Source organism: Alteromonas gracilis (assembly GCF_002993325.1).
GTDB classification, from domain to species: Bacteria; Pseudomonadota; Gammaproteobacteria; order Enterobacterales; family Alteromonadaceae; genus Alteromonas; species Alteromonas gracilis.
This window is the reverse complement of record NZ_PVNO01000022.1, coordinates 56,265-75,864: the sequence shown is the minus strand read 5'-3', so window position 1 is coordinate 75,864 and position 19,600 is coordinate 56,265. Positions and strand designations below refer to the sequence as shown.

The window sequence follows — 19,600 nt, the reverse complement described above, 5'->3', positions numbered from 1 at the left end:
TTAAACGTTAGTAAAAGACTTCGCGAAGAGCGACTTTTTATCAATAAGCAACGTTTGTTAAATGTCACTATGCGCACTACAAACTCAACAAGGAAAGAGATCGTGGATAACACCAATAATCAACCCATGACAAAACCTTCCCATTACGATGGCGATTTATGGAACGAAGATTTAGCGCCAACCAGTAAAGCAACAAGAACCTGGGGGTGGAAAGATTATGCGGCATTATGGGTCGCTATGGTGGTGTGTGTACCTACATACCTCTTATCTGCCGGACTAGTGTCTGAAGGCATGAATTGGTACCAGGCTGTGATTACCGTGCTGTTAGGCAACGTTATTGTGCTGGTGCCAATGATGTTAATTGGTCATGCGGGCGCTAAATACGGCTTACCTTTTCCTGTATTACTGCGTAGCGCGTTTGGCACCAAAGGCGCAAAAATTCCTGCTTTGGCCCGAGGACTTGTTGCATGCGGGTGGTTTGGCATTAATACTTGGGTTGGCGGCAGTGCCATTTACGTTATCTTGAATAGCGTGAGCGGCGACGCATTTGTGGGGCAGGCGCTGCCATTTTTAGGTATAGATATTACCCAAACCCTGTGCTTCTTTGCTTTTTGGGCAATGCACTTAGTTTTCATTAAGCACGGCACTGAATCTATTCGTTGGCTTGAAACTTTTGCTGCACCATTTTTGATCTTAATGGGCTTAGCGCTTCTTGCTTGGGCATATATCAATGCCGGTGGATTTGGCGCTATGTTATCTACGCCATCTCAATTTGTCGAAGGGGGCGCTAAAGAAGGGCAGTTTTGGTCTGCTTTTTTCGCAGGTCTTACATCTATGGTGGGCTTTTGGGCAACCATGGCATTAAATATTCCCGATTTCACTCGCTTTGCTAAATCACAAAAAGATCAAATGTTAGGCCAAGCTATTGGCTTGCCATTACCTATGGCACTGTTTGCCTTCATTGGCGTAGCGGTAACGTCGGCAACCGTAACCATTTACGGTGAAGCTATTTGGGACCCAGTTGCCCTTGCAGGCAGAATGGGCGGTGTTGGCGTTGTGTTTGCTCTTGCAGCCCTAGCGCTTGCGACTTTGACCACCAACTTAGCTGCGAATATGGTGGCTCCGGCCTACGGGTTTTCGAATGTGGCACCGTCTAAAATAAGCTTCAAAATGGGAGGATACATTACCGCGGGGATAGGTGTGGCTATTTTCCCTTGGAAGCTGCTTGAAACCGCCGGTGGATATTTATTTACATGGCTTACTGGATACTCAGCGCTACTCGGCCCAATCGCAGGTATTCTAATTGCCGACTATTTCATCTTAAGAAAATCGACGTTAAACATCGATGCGCTGTTTCAACACTCTGGCGAATACGGTGCGAACAACGGTTGGAACATGGCGGGTGTGGCTGCACTTATTATTGGTATTTTACCTAATATCCCCGGCTTTTTGCACGCCGCAGGTTTTGTAGACAGCGTACCAGCCATTTTCGATACGCTGTATGCCTACGCATGGTTTGTAGGGTTAATCATTGCCAGCATTGTTTACCTACTGCTGTCCAACAGAGTACCCGTCATCATGCAGGCAAAAAGCGCCTCCTAACCAAAAAATGGGGTCAGAGTACATTTCTATGAAATGTACTCTGACCCCATTGCTTTTATTTTCGCTTCATGTTTTCAAATAGAGAGGGTTCCCATGGCCGCATAGCCATTAAAAGACCAATGTGCTGGCGTTCTTCAATTGGCAGGGCATTATCTTCGCTGCTGAGCTTAGCTGCTTCTTGCCTAAGCTGCTCTAGGCGCCGCTGAATAATCGAAACCGAGGTCTGAGAATAGCGGCCGCGCAAATAAAAACGGAACATCCAAGGTTCGTTCTTCTTTGGGTCCATAAACTTCACCATGACCTCTTGTTCCATAAACTTCTCAAGCGGGCCTCCAGGGATCCAGCGAAAATCCTGTGCAATAAGCAGCTTATAATGGTTGTTCGGCAACAGTTCGATAAGCTTAAGCCTATCAAGGGTTGTCATTAGCTTAATGCCTTCTACTTCATCAATATCGTAATGTTGGATAAGTTCAGAAAAGCGCCAGCCGTCTCTAACACATACTGCAGCAAGCAGTAACTTAGGGTTAGCAAGCAGTTCCATTTCTTGCTGTTCAGACAGCTCTGAAATCTTCTCCTGCTGTTTTTGTGAAAGACTAAATAGATCGCTTAACGACAGGTTTAAACATTCACAAATTTGCTCTAACTTATCAAGGCTGAACGCCTGCAACGAAAAGTTACGCTTCACACTCGCTTCGCTAACATCGAGCGCCTCTGCAAGCTGCTTGTAGGTGAGTCGCTGTTCCCGTAAGCATTGTTTTAAGGTGTCGTACACAAGGCTAATTTGGCTCATGGTATTACTTTCTTATACTTGTGGTGTAATTTAATACTACATTAATCATTTTGGTTTACGAAATTTATTCTTGGTTCTAGTGTAGAAAGTGTTCAGGCACGTCTTGCCTTAACAAACTAGGAGCAAGTGATATGAAAAATACACGTTCAACATTGATGTTAACTGCACTATTAAGTAGTGCGCTTTTTACCCACTCTGCAATGGCGGATGACTCTTTTGACCATAGCGGCAAAGCCAGTAAGCACAGTGCATTAGCTGCTTCTGAAGGCTTGGCGACAACCGCTTCGGTAGCAAGTGCGGTCGTAGCAGTACCGGTGGTATTGACTGGAAGTGCTGTTGTTGCCGGAAGCGCGGTGGTAGAAAGCGCGGTGAATGAAAGTGCTCGCAACCTTCATCAGGCAAGCCATCAGTCTTCCGTGGCGAGTAACCAACCTTTGGTAATAACCGAAACCATAATTACCGCCGATCCAGCCCCGAACCAAGTGGTTACTACTAAAACCAAAGTGATCACGACTACAACTAACACTAAGCGGTAGGTTACACATGAAAACCTACATAACTTCAATCGGGTTTGCCCTTGTACTATTGATGTGTGGTATTCAAGACGTATACGCGGGGAGCCAGCAGCATGGTAAGCCCTCTTTTACGCCAGAAGCGATCGCAACTTTTTCAAAGAGTGTGGAAAAGTATGCGGCAGGTGAAGGGGCTCGGGCATTTATCATTGCCAGACGTGGCAGACCAATTGATGATATGCCGAAAGGTATTCGCTTTACCCATACCGCAATCGCTATTTACTCAAGTATTCAGCTAAGTAACGGCGATACGGCGAAGGGTTATGCCATACACAATTTATATCAAGATGCTGAAGAGCAGGGCAAAAGTCATTTGATTACTGACTATCCTGTTGATTTCTTCTGGGGCGCATATGCACTGGAAGCAGGAATAATTATTCCTTCAGCAGAAGTACAGCAAGCGTTGGTAAATCTATATCGCGATGACAAAGCTAAGCTGCTTCACAATCCTCAATATTCGGTAGTGGCAAACCCGTTTAATAGTAAACGTCAAAACTGCACGGAATACACACTAGATGTTTTGAACGCGGCAATTTATTCAACCACTGATATCGCGCAGCTAAAGGTAAATGCAAAGGCCCATTTTTCTGCGCAAAAAGTAAACATGAGCCGCGCTAAACTTGGATTAGCAAGTATGTTCAGCGATGGCTTAACCCTGTCAGATCACGGTCGCAAAGTAGAAACAACAACCTTTGGAAGCCTTGCCCATTACATGCAGAAATACGATTTATCTGAAAAGGCAGTTATTTTTGCGAGTAACGGTGAGACAACTATTATCGAGGAATTTAACAATGCAGACTCAGATTAAACCAACGAAAGCATTTCGAATCGCGTCACTAGCAGCATTAATTGTAGGCGTAGGAGCTTATTTCATAGGCTTGTACAATGCGCCTATGGCCCTCAACGAAAAAGGCTATTACTTCACCATTATGTTATTTGGCCTATTTTCAGTGGTAAGTTTACAAAAAACGGTTCGCGATAAAATGGAAGGCGTACCTACAACCAAGGCATATTTTTTAGCTTCAGCAGTAGCTACCGGTTCAGCAATAGTACTGTTAGTTATTGGATTGCTGAACGCCGAACTCTTACTCAGTGAGAAGGGCTTTTTTGGCATGGCGTTTACGCTTAGCCTGTTTGCCGCCATCACGGTACAAAAGAACGTACGCGACAGCCAAATTACAGACGAGTCATGCCAAACAAAAAGCGATACCCGAAGCACGGATACAGTGCATGAAGACACAACAAATATAGAAGCCGCTTAAAAAATTGGGTCAGAGTACATTTTCTTCACTACTCAATGTGCTCTGACTCCATTACTTAAATATTTTCTTACACCTTTGTTACGACTCACTCTTTTGGTGCTGCTACATATCGAGTATGGTATAGCGTAACGCTGGTTAGGTTCTCAACCAGCTTGTTTAACGCATCAAGGATGAATTATGCGTAAGCCCGTTAAGTACCGAATCGCTTTTCTAATAGTCGCTGCTGTCTGCTTTCATGTGGGCACGTTATTTTTACCTGCAACCCTTCCTGAAATAACCTTCTCCCTTAAAAGTATTTGGGCAAACACACAATGGCGTAATACCGTACTGGTTACGTTGGCATATTTTGTCTTTTTGCCTGCGCTTTATTATTTCTGGATCATCCAAATTGGCAAACAAGCGCTATGGAAATTATTACTCATTATTTCTTTAAGTAGTTTGGTCGCCCGCTATAACTATCCTGAGCAGTTAGCCTATTACTTTGAGTTCATTACTTATCTTAAATACCCGATTATTGCCGTATTGATGGTAATTGAGCTTCTCCTTCTGGTAACGATAGTTAAAGCGCTGTGGGGGGCTCGAAAGCTCTCTGGCGACCCGCGAATACATATGCTGGAACAATACGAAGGTGATAATGTTTATGAAAAAGGGTCTAAAGAAGCAAAGAAGCTAGAGCTGGCACTTATGTTTGCTCATGAGCCAGCTAGTTGGTACTACGCCATACCTCGTTTTAGTAGAAACCATGTTCCCGTTTTAACAAAACTGCGTTTATGGTCTGCACAATGGTGGCATGTGTCACTCGTATGTATCGCCCTGGTCATTGCAACGTATGCAAGTTATCTCGCCATTGCACTGTGGAGTGAAACAGTTGCCATTGTTGTAGCAACCTTGGTGTTTTACCTTATCGTGATGTTTATTGCTAATTACAGAGTTAGCAAGCATTATTCAGTCTATCTTATAAAAGATAAGCTCGTGGTGAACAATTCATGGTGGGGGATGACCGTTATTCCACTTTCAAACATTCAACAAATAGAAACAGGCAGTTGGACGGCAGCTTCGACGCAAGAACATTTCCATTTCGGTAGAGGCAACGCAAACGTTAAGCTTACTTTTGTTTCAGAACAAACGTATCACTCGGGTTTTGCGACCTTTGTTGAGCAAATGGATACCTTATATCTCAGCGTTGACGAACCATCGGCCTTACTGGAAATTTGTCAGCCACAATAAGACACTGCATTATCCGCTTAAAACTGAATAATGGGGTCAGAGTACTTTCTTAACAAATGTACTCTGACCCCATAACTCTCGTATCTTTAACAAAAAGTAGTAATCCTAACCAATGTCGAATTGATTCAACGTGATAGCTTGCGTATTCTCAACGTACTTTGTGAGATAACTGCTATAGGTAATAAACGCTGTGTGTGAACTTTTAGGCATGAGTGCGAACACGCCAACCGACCTTTGTTTTAGTTTTACTGGGCTGACGCGCCGCGGTGGTGAAACCGGGCCGCACAAAGACGGCTGGGGCGTTGCTTTTTATGAAGGGAAAGGCGTGCGTATGTTTCACGATCCTGAGCCTTGCGCCACATCACCCATTGCTGATTTTGTTTCGAAGCTGCCTATAAAAAGCAAAAATGCGATATGTCATATTCGTCAGGCGAATGTGGGTAACATCAACTTAGCTAACACCCACCCCTTTACTCGCGAACTGTGGGGAAGATATTGGGTGTTTGCGCACAACGGGCAACTCCCTAACTTCTCACGCCGAACAGGTATTTACGAAGCGGTTGGGGATACCGACAGCGAAGAACTTTTCTGCGATATTATGAATAATGTTAGGCAAAACCTCCCCCGAGACGCTATGCCTGAACAATTAGCAGAAACGCTGGTGGCGCTTGCAAAAGAGTATGCTCAGCAAGGCGTATTCAACTGCTTACTGAGCAATGGCGACTGGTTATTTACCTTCTGTAGTACAAAGTTAGCCAGCATTACCCGTAGAGCACCTTTCGGCCCCGCTTGTTTAAGTGATGTCGAGGTAGAAATTGATTTTGCAGCGGAAACCACGCCAAAGGATGTGGTAAGTATTATTGCTACCGAACCACTAACGAATGACGAGCAGTGGGATATTTACGAACGGGGCGAGTGGAAGCTATGGCAAGAGGGGGAAGTCATTGCCTCGGGTAAAGTGGATGTGCCTGAACATAAAAGAGAAGCAGAGATGGTAGCGCCCGATCCGTCGCTTCACGACTAATTACGAATTGTGGGGTTCAGAGTAATTTTCATGGCTCCACTCTCAATAAGCTCGGCGCTTGGTTGGTAAGCCAGCTCAACAATGTACTCTGACCCCAAATCTCAAATTATGGGGTCAGAGTAACTTTAATAACCTGCTCTTAGAATGCTCGGCGTTTGGTTGGTAAGCCAAACTAATAATGTACTCTGACCCCAATTTTTAACCCAATACTTGTATGATGGCTTGTTTTATTACTTGGTAGCGGGCGGGCAGTTCGCTGTGTGCGGTTTGAACGCTGTAAAGAGGTTCAGTTACGTCGTTTTTTCCGTTGTATACAGTGAGTTTGTTTGCAAAGCTAACAAAGTCTAGCGTGCTGGTGGGGAGCACGGTGAAACCCAGTCCTTCGCTTACCGGCAGCAGAATTTGCGAAAGCTGGTTAATGTAGCCGGCATGAGGCAGCTTATTCGGGTTAACGTTAGCTAATTCAGGTTCTCCGCAATCATTAAAGTAGCGCTGTAAGTAATGCATCGCATCGGGGTGATTGATGAGCCCTAGTGAATTGATAATGTCTTTTAAAGCGATCGTATCATTTAGTTCAAGGTTTCCATTTCTAGATAAGGGCTGTGTCTTAGCATTAGCAAGCGGAGTGGCGTGTTGCTCGTTTTTAGATGAGTTTGAAGACTTTTCTTTAAGCGCACTCGATAAGCTACGGGGTAGTATAATCCCTAATGCTTCCTCGCCTAAGTATTCGCTATGTATATCCTCGCTCTCTGGCTGGTTTGTCACAATACCAAGTTCAAGCGTATTGTTCGCTATGCCAGATAAAATTGTGCGGCGAGGCGCGACTTCCACATGAATATTAAGCCCGCTATGCTGTTTTTGCAGTACCAGTAGAGCGGGGTAAATACGCTGAGCAATTGCACCTGAGCAGGCCACAACGCACTTACCTTCAAAAGGGGCGTCAAACTTTAAGCTGGCAATAAAATTTTGTTCTTTTAACTGCTGCTCTTTGGCGTAGTGGTAAACACGCTGGCCCTGTTCAGTAAGCTGGATCCCTTTGCCTAAGCGGACCACTAATTCACACTGGCAGACCTCTTCAAGTTTTTTTAGGTGCTGGCTTACCCCGGGCTGCGTCATAAATCGCTGCTCAGCGGTACGAGTGAAATTTCCTGTTTCTACCAAAGTAATGAAGGTGTCTAGCCAAATAGGATTTATCATTAAGGTATAATATTAAATTATCATATTTAGAAAATATCATAATTTCATGTTTTGTTTTTGTCTAGCTACTATGTATGCACGTTCACTTAAGCGGTATTCGAGTAGATCTTCTAGTCCAAGAGGTTTGTTATGACGTCTATATCAAACGCGTTATTGAGCCTGCATTGGTCTTGAATTGAACTTGCTTTGATCTGGGCACCGAAACAGCCTAGAGGGCGGCCGCTTAAGCTATTTTGTTAACTTGCACTACAGAGGAGTAAGTGATGACTGAAGCAGTAAAAACACCGTATCCACGTACGTTTTCTCATATTGGTATTTCAGTACCTGACTTAGACGCTGCCGTAAAGTTTTACACCGAAGTACTTGGCTGGTACCTCATCATGAAGCCCACCGAAATTGTTGAAGATGACTCAGCCATTGGTGAAATGTGTACTGACGTATTTGGCGCAGGTTGGGGAAAGTTCCGCATAGCGCACCTTTCAACAGGTGATCGTGTTGGCGTTGAAATCTTCGAGTTTAGCAACCAAGAGAACCCAGAGAACAACTTTGAATATTGGAAAACCGGTATCTTCCATTTCTGTGTTCAAGACCCAGATGTAGAAGGCTTAGCCGAAAAGATTGTTGCAGCTGGTGGTAAGAAGCGAATGAAGGCGCCGCGTTATTACTATCCCGGTGAAAAGCCTTACCGCATGATTTACATGGAAGACCCGTTTGGCAACATTCTTGAAATTTATAGCCACAGCTATGAATTACATTATGCAAGCGGTGCTTACGAATAAGCATTCATTGCTAATACCTGTTACATATCGCTATAAGCATGTTTGCAACAGGTATGAGATAACAAAAAGGCGAGGGCGCTGCAGTTAAAGGCACCTCGCCTTCTTCATTTTACTAGTGCTTAGGCTACCCAAACCTGCCAGACACATAAGGATTCGTGGCCTTTTCAGTCGCAACGGTAGTGGTTGGTCCGTGGCCCGGGTAAATCGTCATATCATCGGGCAATACCATAATTTTTTGCTTGATAGAGTCGATAAGTTGCTGATGATTACCTTGTGGAAAATCGGTTCTGCCGATTGAGCCCGCGAAAATTACATCACCCACGATAACGCGATTGCTTGAGCGCTCTACCAACACCACATGTCCTGGCGTATGGCCCGGGCAATGAAGCACCTCAAGAGTCAAATTTCCCACCGATATCGTGTCGTTGTCGTTTAACCACTCGTTAGGTGCAAAGGGCTGAGCCGGTGGAAAGCCAAACATCTGGCTTTGCTGCATAAGTGCATCTAACCAGAATTTATCGCCAATATGAGGCCCAACAATAGGTACACCGTAATGTTCTGCGATGGCGACAGTGCCGCCAACGTGATCTAAGTGCCCGTGAGTGAGAATTATTTTTTCAATACTCACGCCCTTATTTGTCGCAGCTGCAATAAGCTTTTCGATATCGCCGCCTGGGTCGACAAACGCACCTTTGTTAGTGGATGAATCCCAAATTAACGAGCAGTTTTGGGCAAAGGGCGTAACTGGTATAACTTCAATTTCCACTGTTTAACCTTTTGATAGTTTTTTGCTAAAAAGCGCTAGATAGAGCAGTGCGCCAACAGCTAATTCGCCGAGTAAAAACAACCATGCGTTAGTCGAAGATTGAGCGATAGACCATGCGCAAACCGCTAATGCGACTAAGGGTATCAAACGCTTTAATAAGTTAACATAGCTGTCTTTTGAGCCTGCAGCGCCTTGAATGGAAGGGCTCTGCTCAGACGCGCCACGCAAAGAGCCTTGTTGCGCTTTTATTAGCACGACCACACACATGGCGTACACCACAAGCCGCGCCAATACGCTGGAAATCGCAAGCCACACAAAGCTGCCGCTAAGCGCCATAGCACCAGCGAAAAGACCAAGTACTAATATGGACAAATACGGCGTTGCAAACTTGTTGTGAACCCTTCCCAATATATTACCTAGCTTCCCAGGAACGAGTGACTGCTGCGCCATAGAATAGGTAAGGCGGGATGTGGAAATCATATTTGCCAGCAAGTTTCCGGCAACCGAGACTACAGCGGTTAGGGTCATAACAAGCGCCCCGGTTTCGCCAAATATCATGTTGGCGAGTGCGATAAGTGGTGCGCTATCGGGTTTCTCTGGTCCAACGGTATGCCAATAAAGCCACTGCACGCAAAAGTAAAATATGGCAATGCCTGAAACAGTAAGCATTAATGCGCGAGGTATTGTTTTTTTCGGTGAATTGGTTTCTCCACTTGTCACCACTACCGTTTCAAAACCAATAAAGGCATAAAGCGTAAGGAGGGCGCCAGCAGATATGGTGTCAAATGCTGGAATAACGGAAGCAGAAGAGCTGGTTAGTGCAGTAGAAAAATCTAGCTGCCAATAGCCCACTGCAATGAGCGCTACAAAGGGCACCAGTTTTAGCACCGAGATAGTATCAAGCGAGCGCATGGCGGCTTTTAGGCCAACAATGTTTACTGTAATTAACGCTGTTGTTAGTACAACAATCGCAAATGACTTACCTGATCCTGTATTAATCTCTGGCCACACATAGCCTGCGTACAGCAATAACACATGCATGTTAGCTGCTATAGCGGTGGCGCGAGCGAGGTAATAAACAAAGCCGGTTTGAAAGGCAGCGGCGTCGCCGAACCCTTTGCGCGCATACACCACAGGCCCACCGGTTTCTTGGTAACGCGCCGCTAATTGCCCAAAGCACCACACAATGGCAAGCATAAGCGCGCCAAAAATCAAAAAGATATAGGGGCTAAAGGCACCGAGCTCCGCGGCCATTTTGGCAGGCAGCGCAAATATGCCCGCCCCAATTAGCCCGTTTAATACCAAAAGGGCAGCGCCAATGCCGCCAATCCCTTTGGTCAAAAGCCCTTTGTTTAAACTACTCATTATTAATGCTTAACTTCTCTTTAATAAACACTAGTGTTTCGGTGCTTGCTTGGAAAATACTTGCTCACCCGCCACATAGGTTGCGTGTACTTCTGTCTTCCAAATGTCTTTGGCATCAATAGTGAAAATATCTTGATCAACTAGGATAAAGTCTGCCCATTTGCCTGGCGTTAACGTACCTAACGAATCTTCCATATGCCCCGAGTAGGCCGCATCAAGCGTAAAACCTTTAAATGCTTGTTTAACGGTTAACGCTTCATGGGCGTACCACCCTTTTACCGGCTGGTTATTTCTGTCTTGACGGGTAACCGCAGCGTGAAGACCGTAAAACGGGTTGGCTAATTCAACGGGAAAATCAGATCCTAATGGGAGTGGGATACCAGAATCTAAAAGTGTCTTCCACGCGTAAGCGCCTTTCATACGGTCTTTACCAATGCGATCCTCTGCCATGTTTTTATCGCTGGTAGCATGTGTTGGCTGCATGGAAGGAAGCACTTTTAGGGATGCAAAGCGCGCTAAATCGTCTGGAGCAATGACCTGAGCATGCTCAATACGATTGCGCAATTCGCTGCCGCCAATGTTTTCAAACGTAGTTTCAAATTCATTTAACGCAACATGGTTAGCTTTGTCGCCAATGGCGTGATAGTTAAGCTGGAACCCTGCACCGATAACGGTAGTGAAAAGTTCTGTCATGTCCTCTGGTTGTGTCAGCAATAGGCCATGTTGGTGCGGCGCATCTGAATAAGGCTCAAGTAATGCGGCGCCTCGGCTACCTAATGCGCCATCGCCATAAGCCTTAACCGAACGAATATACAGAAAGTCGTCTTCATCGCGTATTGGTCCATTACCTAACATGGTTGAAAGTTCAGGGTCAGTGGCACTTACCATGGCGTAAATACGCACCGGTAAATCACCTTCCACGGCCTCTTTCAAATAGAAATCATAAACATCTCTACCTACGCCTGCATCGTGCATTGATGTTATGCCATTTGCTAGTAAGTGCTCACCTGCAGCATTTAGCTGTTGCTCATAAATTGCATTGCTTGCTTTAGGTAAATGCTCTTCAATGAGTAGCGATGCGTTGTCAATGAACACGCCGGTAGGGTTGCCGTTTGCGTCTTTTATTATTTCGCCGCCAACGGGGGACTTGGTGTCTTTAGTGATACCAGCTAGCTCCATAGCCTTAGTATTGACCCAGGCTGCATGACCATCTACCCGAGTAAGGAATACTGGCCTGTCAGACACGACTTTGTCTAAATCGGTAGCGGTGGGAAAAGCTCTGTCAGACCATAATTCTTGATTCCAGCCGCGGCCAGTAATCCAAGATTGTTGACTATTAGCAAACGCATAGTCAGCAACCATCTTGGCCGCGTCTTGCGCACTGCTACTTTCTCGCAAATTAACTTCGAGCAAGTTTGCCCCCAAACCAAGTAAATGACCGTGAGCATCAATAAGCCCTGGCAGCATCACTTTGCCATCACCATTAATAGTCTCGTCGATGCTAGCTGTAATATCAGGTGCTGTTTTATTTACGTCCAGGGCAACCACTTTACCCTCATCCATCACAAGGTTTTTGAACGAGATAAGTTCGCCAGCCTCATTAAGCGTATACCCTTTAACATTTTCAACGAGAGTAGCCGCGCTAGCGCTTCCTATGGCTGCAAAAGACAGTGCAGTGAATAATGCAGAGCTTATGGCGCCAAGTCTTAATGGCTTTCTCGTTTTTGATTTGCGTAAAGTAGAGTTCATGGAGTTTTCTGCCTTCATTTAATTATTCTAAGATTGTTATTCTGCGTAACTTGTATCGTTATGCTTTGAGCTTTTTACGCCTTCGCCTCACTCGTTTCATGAAGCTCCTCGGTTTCGCTAAAATCGAGAATGGGGGGCTGTAATAAAAAGTCACGTTCCCATATTTTTGCCATGCTCGACTGGCTAATGTTTCCGCCGCTTAATATGACCAACGCAGTTTGCCCTGGAGGCGTGTTTGCTGCCCATGCTGCAACCGCAGCCATGGTCATGGCGCAAGTTGGCTCAATGTGAAGCTTCAGTAAATGATGAAGCCACTGAGTCCAGTAAGCAATTTGTAGCTCATCAACTTCATAAAAATCGTCAAGTTCTTGAAGAAGCGGGAAAGTGACATCGCCAACAGAAGGCGTTGCTGCGCCATCTGCCAAGGTGTCTGGAGTATGGTTTAAAGCAATAATTTCCCCTGCCTGAAGCGACATTGATGCATCATTGGCTTCAGCCGGCTCAGCCCCAATAACCAGTGCATTTGGTTGCAACGCGCGAGTTGCCAAAAGTGTACCCGACAACAATCCGCCACCGCCGCATGGCGCAAAGACGGCATCTACCTTACCCACCTCATTGAGTGCCTCAAGCGCCGCGGTGCCTTGCCCGGATACAATATCCTCATGATTGAACGGGGGGATCCAGACAGTATCTGGCGCTTTCGATGCTTCTTTCACCGCAGCGTCGGCCTCTAGACGGGTGGAAAATAGCTTTAATTCAGCACCATAACTTTGTGTGGCCGCGGCTTTAATAGGAGATATCGTTTCGCTTGCAAAAATTGTCGCTTTAACACCGAAGTGAGCAGCTGCGTAGGCTACCGCCTGTGCATGATTCCCAGAACTATTTGCAACCACATGCTTTGGTAAACGGCCTTCTTCTTTTAAACGAGCTAAAAAATTCATTGCACCGCGAATTTTAAACGCCCCGATGGTTTGCAAACATTCTGCTTTGAATAAAATACGGTTACCCATCCATTGGTTAAGCAACGAAGATTCCACGATAGGGGTTTTCTTAACGTTATTTTTGATACGCTCGTAAGCAAGCTTAATACTATCAAAGCTGGGAGGTGTTCTCATTTTCTGAATGCTCTTTTATTCTTTATTTTTCAATGCATACAAGGTTTTAGCGTTCATGCCAAAATTGCAAAAGCTACTTTAAGTCTCTGTCACGTTTTATTTTGAACGTGTTAATACGCATCAAAAGAAAAACTGATTTCATACAGTGCCAGATACTTTTCACTTACGCCAGTATCCTCACCGCATCGTGTATAAGGCAATTCATATTTATTTCATAATTCTACTTTAGTATACCGCGTGCAGTTTTCGGAGATAGACACATGTTAAGCAAAATGAACCATCGCATATACGCCCTGCCTGCGGTGTTATTTCTGCTTCTTTCTTTAATCTTCATATCCGCAGGCGCCTTTATTCAAAACGACGAACGCGCTGCCCGAATCTCCAAAGCCCAGTCAGTTGCCGAACAAGTAAAGATCAGCCTTGAGGTGTTCTCAAATGAACGCATTAAAGCGGTGCACAACCTTATGCAGAACTGGCCCACCTTTGAACCAAACCAAGTGGATTGGTTTAACGCTCAAGCCCTGTCGTTAATGGGAATGCAACAAGGATTTTCCTCTCTGGTATTTGTTGATGCCACTGGAAAAATCGCTTGGGTAACAACGCCCAATACGGGTATCAAGACGCGCATTGACAATACGCTAATTGGGAAGCCAATGGAGGCGCTAGGATTAAATGTCTCTAGCCTGTCTGAAGATTTAGAAAGTACATTGCTTTATTCTCAAGAAGCTGAACATCATTTTATCGTAGTAGGCAGAGCTATAAGCCCTCAAGAGCCCGAGCACGGCTATTTAATAGCGGGGTTCGATGTTCAAACCATATTGGGGGTTATGTTAGGTGAATTAGTTGGCCCTCAGTTTAATTTCCAAATCCATTCTGACGACGCCACGTTATTTAAAAGCGGCGAATTTGCTGACGACGGCACAATTGTTTCTTTGGCTCCCTTTACGTTTTTAGAAAGAGACTTTTATCTTTCTATGCAGTCACAGCTAAGCCCTTACAACCCAGGGCTCCTCATCATACTAACGGGCTTACTGATGTCAGCGTTGGTTAGCTATGTACTGCACAAACAGTTAAAGGGGGCAGTTAGTTTATCGCTCAGCCAACAGCGTTATTTAACCGCAAGCGAAGCCTCTCTTGATGCGTTGCTTATCTATCAGCCTAAAGACGGCGACTTTTCGCTAGTCGAAGCCAATTCCTATACCCGCTATCTATTTCGCGGGGCGTGTGAAGCACTGCGCTCAATGACATTGGCAGAGCAAATGCGGTATTTAGGGTTGAGTCACGAATTTATAAATACGCAAAACGTGTATAAAGATGGCGTACCTTATGAAGCCCATATTGCCATTGAAAGTACCGAAATTAGCCCAGAATGGATAAAAGTTCAGGTGGTAAAGGCGGGGGAGAATATCGCTTTAACAATAAGGGATGTCACCGAACGTTTTCGTGACCAAAATGACCTTAAACGCAGCGAGGAAAAATACCGTCGTTTAGTTGATGGGATGCATAGACACTTTGTTTACACTAAAACCGTCGAGCATAATTTTATCTACGTGAGTGCTGGTATTGAAAAAATTCTTGGCTTTTCTGCGGATGATTTTTGCGTAAATGAATCGCGCTATGTACGCCAAGTACCTGATGAAACTTTCCAGATTCGTCAAACCATTGCTCGCGGAGAAAAACCTGAACCTTACATTGTTCATTACCAAGGCAAAGTAGGTGAGCCATTGGCACTGGAGTTCTCTGACACGCCAATATTAGATGAGGAAGGCAGGTTAGTGGCCGTTGAAGGTATAGCGCGAGACGTCACTAAAGAATTAGCGCTTCAGGAAGAAGTTTACTTTCAAGCAAATCATGATCAACTAACAGGGCTCTTCAACCGTTATGCTTTTGATGAAAAGTTAAGAGAGATCCTTAACGACACACATCGCAGCAATAAGCAAAACGCGAGTGGTAAAAACGTTGAGCTTGCCGAGCTAGAAGAGAACCATATCGGAAGCCGCTCGGGTTACAATGAGGTAACCTTCTTAAACATGCCTCATGCTCAGCACAAACAAAGCGTGATGTGCTTTATCGACATGGACCGTTTTAAACTGGTGAACGATAGCTGTGGTCACCCCGCTGGCGACAAGCTATTGAAAGAGATATCTACCATATTCAGACAATACGTTAACGGGCAAGACTTGCTAGCGCGAATAGGCGGAGATGAATTCTGTATTATATTTCGTCATCAAAGTTTAGATGAGGTGACCAAGCGTCTAGATAAACTGTTGTTGGCTATCTCTAATTACCGTTTTGTATATGACGACAAGTTGTTTTTTGTAGGCGCAAGCATTGGCGTAATCGAAATAAACGAAAGCACTCAAAGCGCGGAAGCATTGATCAAAGCTGCCGACAATGCCTGCTATAAAGCAAAACACTTGGGGCGAAACCGTTACTTTGTGTTTCACGACAACGACTCACAAATGGCCATCGACGATAGTGAAAATCAAGTACTGCATGCGTTACACCACGCGCTGCAAAACGACGGCTTTGAATTATATAGCCAAGCTATAATGCCGCTTAATGTGCCTAATGAAGATAAAGCGGGACACCTTCAACATTATGAAATATTGCTTCGTCTAAACGCTAGAGAGGGCGGTCTTATCAGCCCAGGATTATTTATCCCGTTAGCTGAACGCCACGGTTTAATGAATAAAGTGGATTTGTGGGTAGTAGATAACACCCTCAAAACCCTTGAAAGTAATCCAGCGCATATTGATAACGTTGGCAAAGTGGCTATTAACTTATCGGGCATAACGCTAGGTGACGAGATGGCTCTTCATAAAATTACGCAAAGAATGCAGAGCACGTCGGTACCTGCAGAGAAGATTTGCTTTGAAATAACAGAGACAACGGCGGTAACGAATTTAAGTGCCGCTAAACACTTTATATCCACGCTGCGCGATTTAGGTTGTAGCTTTGCCTTAGATGATTTTGGTGCAGGTATGTCGTCGTTTACTTACCTTAAGCACCTTGACGTAGACTACGTGAAGATAGACGGTTCCTTTGTGCGAAACATTGTTCACGATCCAATTGATCATGCTACAGTTACTGCGATTAATAATATTGCGCACAGTATGGGTAAACAAACGGTAGCTGAGTTTGTAGTGGACAACGCTACTGCAGAGGTGCTTAGAGAGCTTAAAGTCGACTATGGTCAGGGCTTTGCTTTAGATAAACCCAAGCCACTGGCGCACAGAGTTCAATGGCGAGTAAAACTTGCCTCTGCCTAAAAGGAAATAATTATGGGTTTATTCGATACCATTATGGGTAATGCAAGCGAGACAAGCGCTTCCGATGTACAAGAAGAGCTGACGCCCATACTTGCAGCTAACGAGACCGTTACCTCTGCGTTTAAGCTAGTGCGCGATTTAAGTGTATTCACAAACAAGCGTTTGATCCTTATCGATAAGCAAGGGCTTACTGGGCGCAAAGTGAACTATCACTCTATTCCTTACAAATCGATTACGCAGTTCATCGTTGAGACGGCAGGGCATTTTGATACCGACGCCGAGCTTAAAATTTGGTTGTCGGGTAAAGCCGATCCTATTGAGATTGAGCTGAGTGCGTCGTCTGCGCAGGCAGTACAGCAAAACCTAGCGACCCAGATGTTTAGCTAGTTTATTAAGTGTGTTGAAATTGACTGCCGCTTTAAAATAAAAATGCGTTAGGGCTGCCAACGTCACGAAAGTTCACGCGATAAAATGACGAAAGAGTGACATAAGCACATCATTAAAAAAAGAAATTGAACGGCTAAAAGCTGATTTAACAAAAAAGCGATGCATTCATATGCATCGCTTTTGTTTTTTATTGTGCCTTTTATTTATTACTACGCTGTAACCGCATCAGTCTTTCAAGCTACGGTTAAAGAAGTTAGTAATGGTTTTGTATAAGTGAATGCCCGTTTGCTTACCACGGATACTGTGCTTCTTGCCCGGGTAATCCATAGTTTCAAACGGGATGGCCAAGTCTTGAAGGTGCTTGTATAGCATAGTCGAGTGGGTAAACAGTACGTTGTCATCCGCCATGCCGTGGTAAATTAAAAGGTCGCCTTTAAGATCTTTTGCGTAAGGGAATACTGAAGACGCCGTATAAGCATCGTCATCCGTGTTTGGGTTACCCATGTAGCGTTCCGTGTAGTGGGTGTCATATAGGCGCCAGTCAGTTACCGGCGCACCTGAGACACCCGCTGCGAAGTAGTCGCCCGCTTTGAACATGGTCATCAGGGTCATATAGCCGCCATAGCTGTGACCGTGAACACCGATACGTTCAGCATCAACGTAAGAAAGTGTGCGCAAGAACTCTACGCCCGCAACCTGATCGTCCACCTCAATAAAGCCCATTTTTTTGTAAATAGGATCTTCAAAGCCTTTACCGCGATAGTTAGAGCCACGGTTATCTAACGTGAATACCACATAGCCTTGGTCAACCCAATGCTGGAACAGCAAACCACGGTTGCCAGCCCAGCTGTTAGTCACAACTTGTGCGTGAGGGCCGCCGTAGAGATAAACGATTACAGGGTGTTTCTGCTCAGGGTTTTGCTTGGCACTGTCAGGCGTGTAAATTCGATACTTAAGGGTTGTGCCATCTTTTGTGGTGATGTCACCAAACTCAGGTGCCGTCCAGCTATCCATATAGGTATGCAGCGGGTGGCCTTCTTCAACCTTGTTCTCTTCAAGCCAGGTAATTCGCTCGCCGCTGGCGCTATTTAGGCTAACCTGTGCAGGTGAATTAATGGTCGAGAAACGATCGATAAAAATAGAGGCATCTTTGCTAAACGCAGCGCTGTGGTATGCGCCTAGTTCAGAGATACGCGAAATCTCGCCGCCCTCTAAAGGCACGCTGTAAACATGACTTTCAAGTGGCGTGTCTTTGCGGCCAGAGAAGTACAAACGGTTGTTTGCGGTATCAACGGCTTCAACACTGTCTACAACCCAGTCACCTTTGGTTAATTGCTTAACCAGTTTGCCAGTGTTGTCGAATAGATAAAGGTGTTTAAAACCATCGCGCTCAGACGCCCAGATAAACTGGCCTTTTTCTTTCAAGAAATAAAGATCGTCGTGCAGATTTACCCACGTAGTGCTTTTTTCCGTAAGCAGTACGTTTTCTTTTTTGTTATTAAGATCGAAGGCGCGAAGTTCTAATGTTTGCTGATCCCGTGTTTGCCACTGATAGGTAAATGTGGTGCTGTTTGGCATCCACTTGCCTCGCGCAAAATAAATGTCTTTATCTTCACCTAAATCAACCCATGTACGGTCACCTGAGTCGATGTCTTGAATAGCAAGTTCCACCAACACGTTCGGCGTGCCTGCCTTAGGATATTTTTGTTCGATAAGTTTGATATCGTCAGCATAAATTTCAGAGCGGGTGATCACGTCTACCGGGCTTTCATCCACCTTGGTAAATGCAATTTTTGTTTCATCAGGCGACCACCAATATCCAGTCATGCGGCCCATTTCTTCTTGCGCCACAAACTCCGCCATACCAAACTTGATGTTGCCGCCACCTTCTTTGGTAATGGCGGTTTCTTTACCTGATTCAATGTGTTTCACATAAAGGTTCTGGTCGCGAATAAACGAGATGTAGTTACCTTTTGGTGATAATTTAATGTCAGTTTCAAAAGCGTCAGTATCAAGTAACTGTTTTGCGCCCTTTTCACCGAGTTTGTGATAAAACACGTCGCCGCCTAGCGGGAACAACAGCGCTTTGCCATCGTCAGACCACTGGTAGCTAACAATACCGCTGCCTGATAAGCGCATACGTTCCCGTCGCGCTTTTTCTTCATCAGAAAGCACTTCTTCGCCGCTTTGAAGGTCGTTTGAATCGAACAACATGCGAGTTTGACCGCTTTCAATATGGTATTCCCATAAATCTAGGCGTTCGTAGTCAGTTTGCTTACCTTTTAAGAAGGTGACACGTTGACCGTCGGGGGATACTTTCAATGAACGTGGCGCATTGCCATCAAGTGAAGGAGAAGAGAAAATGCGCTCAATAGTGAGCGTTTCAGCGTTTAAAGCAGTAGAGAGCATAGCGGCTCCAATTAAAAGGGCTTTTTTCATTTTTATCTGCATATTTGACTGTCGAAGGTTTGATTGTAGTTATATCAATTTATG

At 45.0% G+C, this 19,600-nt stretch carries 16 protein-coding genes; 9 read left to right on the top strand and 7 right to left on the bottom strand.

Annotated features, from left to right (window positions below):
* Nucleotides 1-102 precede the first annotated feature (102 nt).
* On the top strand, nt 103-1,602 hold the full coding sequence (locus C6Y39_RS05880; RefSeq protein WP_105930374.1) for an NCS1 family nucleobase:cation symporter-1: 1,500 nt from the start codon (nt 103-105) through the stop codon (nt 1,600-1,602).
* A gap of 55 nt (nt 1,603-1,657) precedes the next feature.
* On the opposite strand, the gene C6Y39_RS05875 is transcribed toward C6Y39_RS05880, so the two are convergent.
* A complete protein-coding gene (locus C6Y39_RS05875; protein ID WP_105930373.1) occupies nt 1,658-2,392 on the bottom strand; it encodes a helix-turn-helix domain-containing protein in 735 nt (244 codons plus the stop codon).
* 131 nt (nt 2,393-2,523) lie between these two features.
* On the opposite strand from C6Y39_RS05875, the gene C6Y39_RS05870 reads away from it, so the two are divergent.
* The 5 genes from C6Y39_RS05870 to C6Y39_RS05850 all read left to right on the top strand — a co-directional run bounded on the left by C6Y39_RS05870 (nt 2,524) and on the right by C6Y39_RS05850 (nt 6,477).
* On the top strand, nt 2,524-2,928 hold the full coding sequence (locus C6Y39_RS05870) for a hypothetical protein (RefSeq protein WP_105930372.1): 405 nt from the start codon (nt 2,524-2,526) through the stop codon (nt 2,926-2,928).
* Nucleotides 2,929-2,935: 7 nt separating this feature from the next.
* On the top strand, nt 2,936-3,772 hold the full coding sequence (locus C6Y39_RS05865) for a DUF2145 domain-containing protein (protein ID WP_105930371.1): 837 nt from the start codon (nt 2,936-2,938) through the stop codon (nt 3,770-3,772).
* On the top strand, nt 3,756-4,226 hold the full coding sequence (gene yiaA, locus C6Y39_RS05860) for an inner membrane protein YiaA (protein WP_105930370.1): 471 nt from the start codon (nt 3,756-3,758) through the stop codon (nt 4,224-4,226). The genes C6Y39_RS05865 and yiaA overlap by 17 nt, the downstream gene beginning before the upstream one ends.
* 177 nt (nt 4,227-4,403) lie before the next feature.
* Entirely contained in the window at nt 4,404-5,453 is a 1,050-nt protein-coding gene (locus tag C6Y39_RS05855; protein WP_105930369.1) for a hypothetical protein, read from the top strand.
* Nucleotides 5,454-5,643: 190 nt separating this feature from the next.
* A complete protein-coding gene (locus tag C6Y39_RS05850) occupies nt 5,644-6,477 on the top strand; it encodes a class II glutamine amidotransferase (RefSeq protein WP_105930368.1) in 834 nt (277 codons plus the stop codon).
* A 198-nt stretch (nt 6,478-6,675) separates the two neighbouring features.
* Here the strand turns inward: C6Y39_RS05850 and C6Y39_RS05845 are convergent, their stop codons facing one another.
* Entirely contained in the window at nt 6,676-7,674 is a 999-nt protein-coding gene (locus C6Y39_RS05845) for a LysR family transcriptional regulator (RefSeq protein WP_105930367.1), read from the bottom strand.
* 263 nt (nt 7,675-7,937) lie between these two features.
* On the opposite strand from C6Y39_RS05845, the gene C6Y39_RS05840 reads away from it, so the two are divergent.
* Entirely contained in the window at nt 7,938-8,453 is a 516-nt protein-coding gene (locus C6Y39_RS05840) for a lactoylglutathione lyase family protein (RefSeq protein WP_105930366.1), read from the top strand.
* A gap of 124 nt (nt 8,454-8,577) precedes the next feature.
* Here the strand turns inward: C6Y39_RS05840 and C6Y39_RS05835 are convergent, their stop codons facing one another.
* The 4 genes from C6Y39_RS05835 to C6Y39_RS05820 all read right to left on the bottom strand — a co-directional run bounded on the left by C6Y39_RS05835 (nt 8,578) and on the right by C6Y39_RS05820 (nt 13,448).
* Nucleotides 8,578-9,219, bottom strand: coding sequence for an MBL fold metallo-hydrolase (locus tag C6Y39_RS05835; RefSeq protein WP_105930365.1), 642 nt, complete (start codon nt 9,217-9,219; stop codon nt 8,578-8,580).
* A 3-nt stretch (nt 9,220-9,222) separates the two neighbouring features.
* Complete coding sequence (locus C6Y39_RS05830; RefSeq protein ID WP_105930364.1) at nt 9,223-10,584, bottom strand: APC family permease; 1,362 nt, start codon at nt 10,582-10,584, stop codon at nt 9,223-9,225.
* A gap of 30 nt (nt 10,585-10,614) precedes the next feature.
* Nucleotides 10,615-12,333, bottom strand: coding sequence for an amidohydrolase (locus C6Y39_RS05825; protein WP_105930363.1), 1,719 nt, complete (start codon nt 12,331-12,333; stop codon nt 10,615-10,617).
* A gap of 74 nt (nt 12,334-12,407) precedes the next feature.
* Nucleotides 12,408-13,448, bottom strand: coding sequence for a serine/threonine dehydratase (locus C6Y39_RS05820; RefSeq protein WP_105930362.1), 1,041 nt, complete (start codon nt 13,446-13,448; stop codon nt 12,408-12,410).
* A gap of 260 nt (nt 13,449-13,708) precedes the next feature.
* Here C6Y39_RS05820 and C6Y39_RS05815 point away from each other — a divergent pair, with 260 nt between their 5' ends.
* A complete protein-coding gene (locus C6Y39_RS05815) occupies nt 13,709-16,720 on the top strand; it encodes a sensor domain-containing protein (RefSeq protein ID WP_105930361.1) in 3,012 nt (1,003 codons plus the stop codon).
* A gap of 12 nt (nt 16,721-16,732) precedes the next feature.
* A complete protein-coding gene (locus C6Y39_RS05810) occupies nt 16,733-17,107 on the top strand; it encodes a PH domain-containing protein (RefSeq protein WP_014950757.1) in 375 nt (124 codons plus the stop codon).
* A gap of 225 nt (nt 17,108-17,332) precedes the next feature.
* On the opposite strand, the gene C6Y39_RS05805 is transcribed toward C6Y39_RS05810, so the two are convergent.
* Nucleotides 17,333-19,546, bottom strand: a complete 2,214-nt coding sequence (locus tag C6Y39_RS05805) for a S9 family peptidase (protein WP_105930360.1) — start codon at nt 19,544-19,546, stop codon at nt 17,333-17,335.
* Nucleotides 19,547-19,600 lie beyond the last annotated feature (54 nt).

What these genes read in the sequence shown, in the direction of transcription:
- C6Y39_RS05875 (WP_105930373.1), bottom strand. Translation starts at nt 2,392, where the DNA reads ATGAGCCAAATTAGCCTTGTGTACGACACCTTAAAACAATGCTTACGG.
- C6Y39_RS05870 (WP_105930372.1), top strand. Translation starts at nt 2,524, where the DNA reads ATGAAAAATACACGTTCAACATTGATGTTAACTGCACTATTAAGTAGT.
- C6Y39_RS05865 (WP_105930371.1), top strand. Translation starts at nt 2,936, where the DNA reads ATGAAAACCTACATAACTTCAATCGGGTTTGCCCTTGTACTATTGATG.
- yiaA (WP_105930370.1), top strand. Translation starts at nt 3,756, where the DNA reads ATGCAGACTCAGATTAAACCAACGAAAGCATTTCGAATCGCGTCACTA.
- C6Y39_RS05855 (WP_105930369.1), top strand. Translation starts at nt 4,404, where the DNA reads ATGCGTAAGCCCGTTAAGTACCGAATCGCTTTTCTAATAGTCGCTGCT.
- C6Y39_RS05845 (WP_105930367.1), bottom strand. Translation starts at nt 7,674, where the DNA reads ATGATAAATCCTATTTGGCTAGACACCTTCATTACTTTGGTAGAAACA.
- C6Y39_RS05840 (WP_105930366.1), top strand. Translation starts at nt 7,938, where the DNA reads ATGACTGAAGCAGTAAAAACACCGTATCCACGTACGTTTTCTCATATT.
- C6Y39_RS05830 (WP_105930364.1), bottom strand. Translation starts at nt 10,584, where the DNA reads ATGAGTAGTTTAAACAAAGGGCTTTTGACCAAAGGGATTGGCGGCATT.
- C6Y39_RS05825 (WP_105930363.1), bottom strand. Translation starts at nt 12,333, where the DNA reads ATGAACTCTACTTTACGCAAATCAAAAACGAGAAAGCCATTAAGACTT.
- C6Y39_RS05820 (WP_105930362.1), bottom strand. Translation starts at nt 13,448, where the DNA reads ATGAGAACACCTCCCAGCTTTGATAGTATTAAGCTTGCTTACGAGCGT.
- C6Y39_RS05815 (WP_105930361.1), top strand. Translation starts at nt 13,709, where the DNA reads ATGTTAAGCAAAATGAACCATCGCATATACGCCCTGCCTGCGGTGTTA.
- C6Y39_RS05810 (WP_014950757.1), top strand. Translation starts at nt 16,733, where the DNA reads ATGGGTTTATTCGATACCATTATGGGTAATGCAAGCGAGACAAGCGCT.
- C6Y39_RS05805 (WP_105930360.1), bottom strand. Translation starts at nt 19,546, where the DNA reads ATGAAAAAAGCCCTTTTAATTGGAGCCGCTATGCTCTCTACTGCTTTA.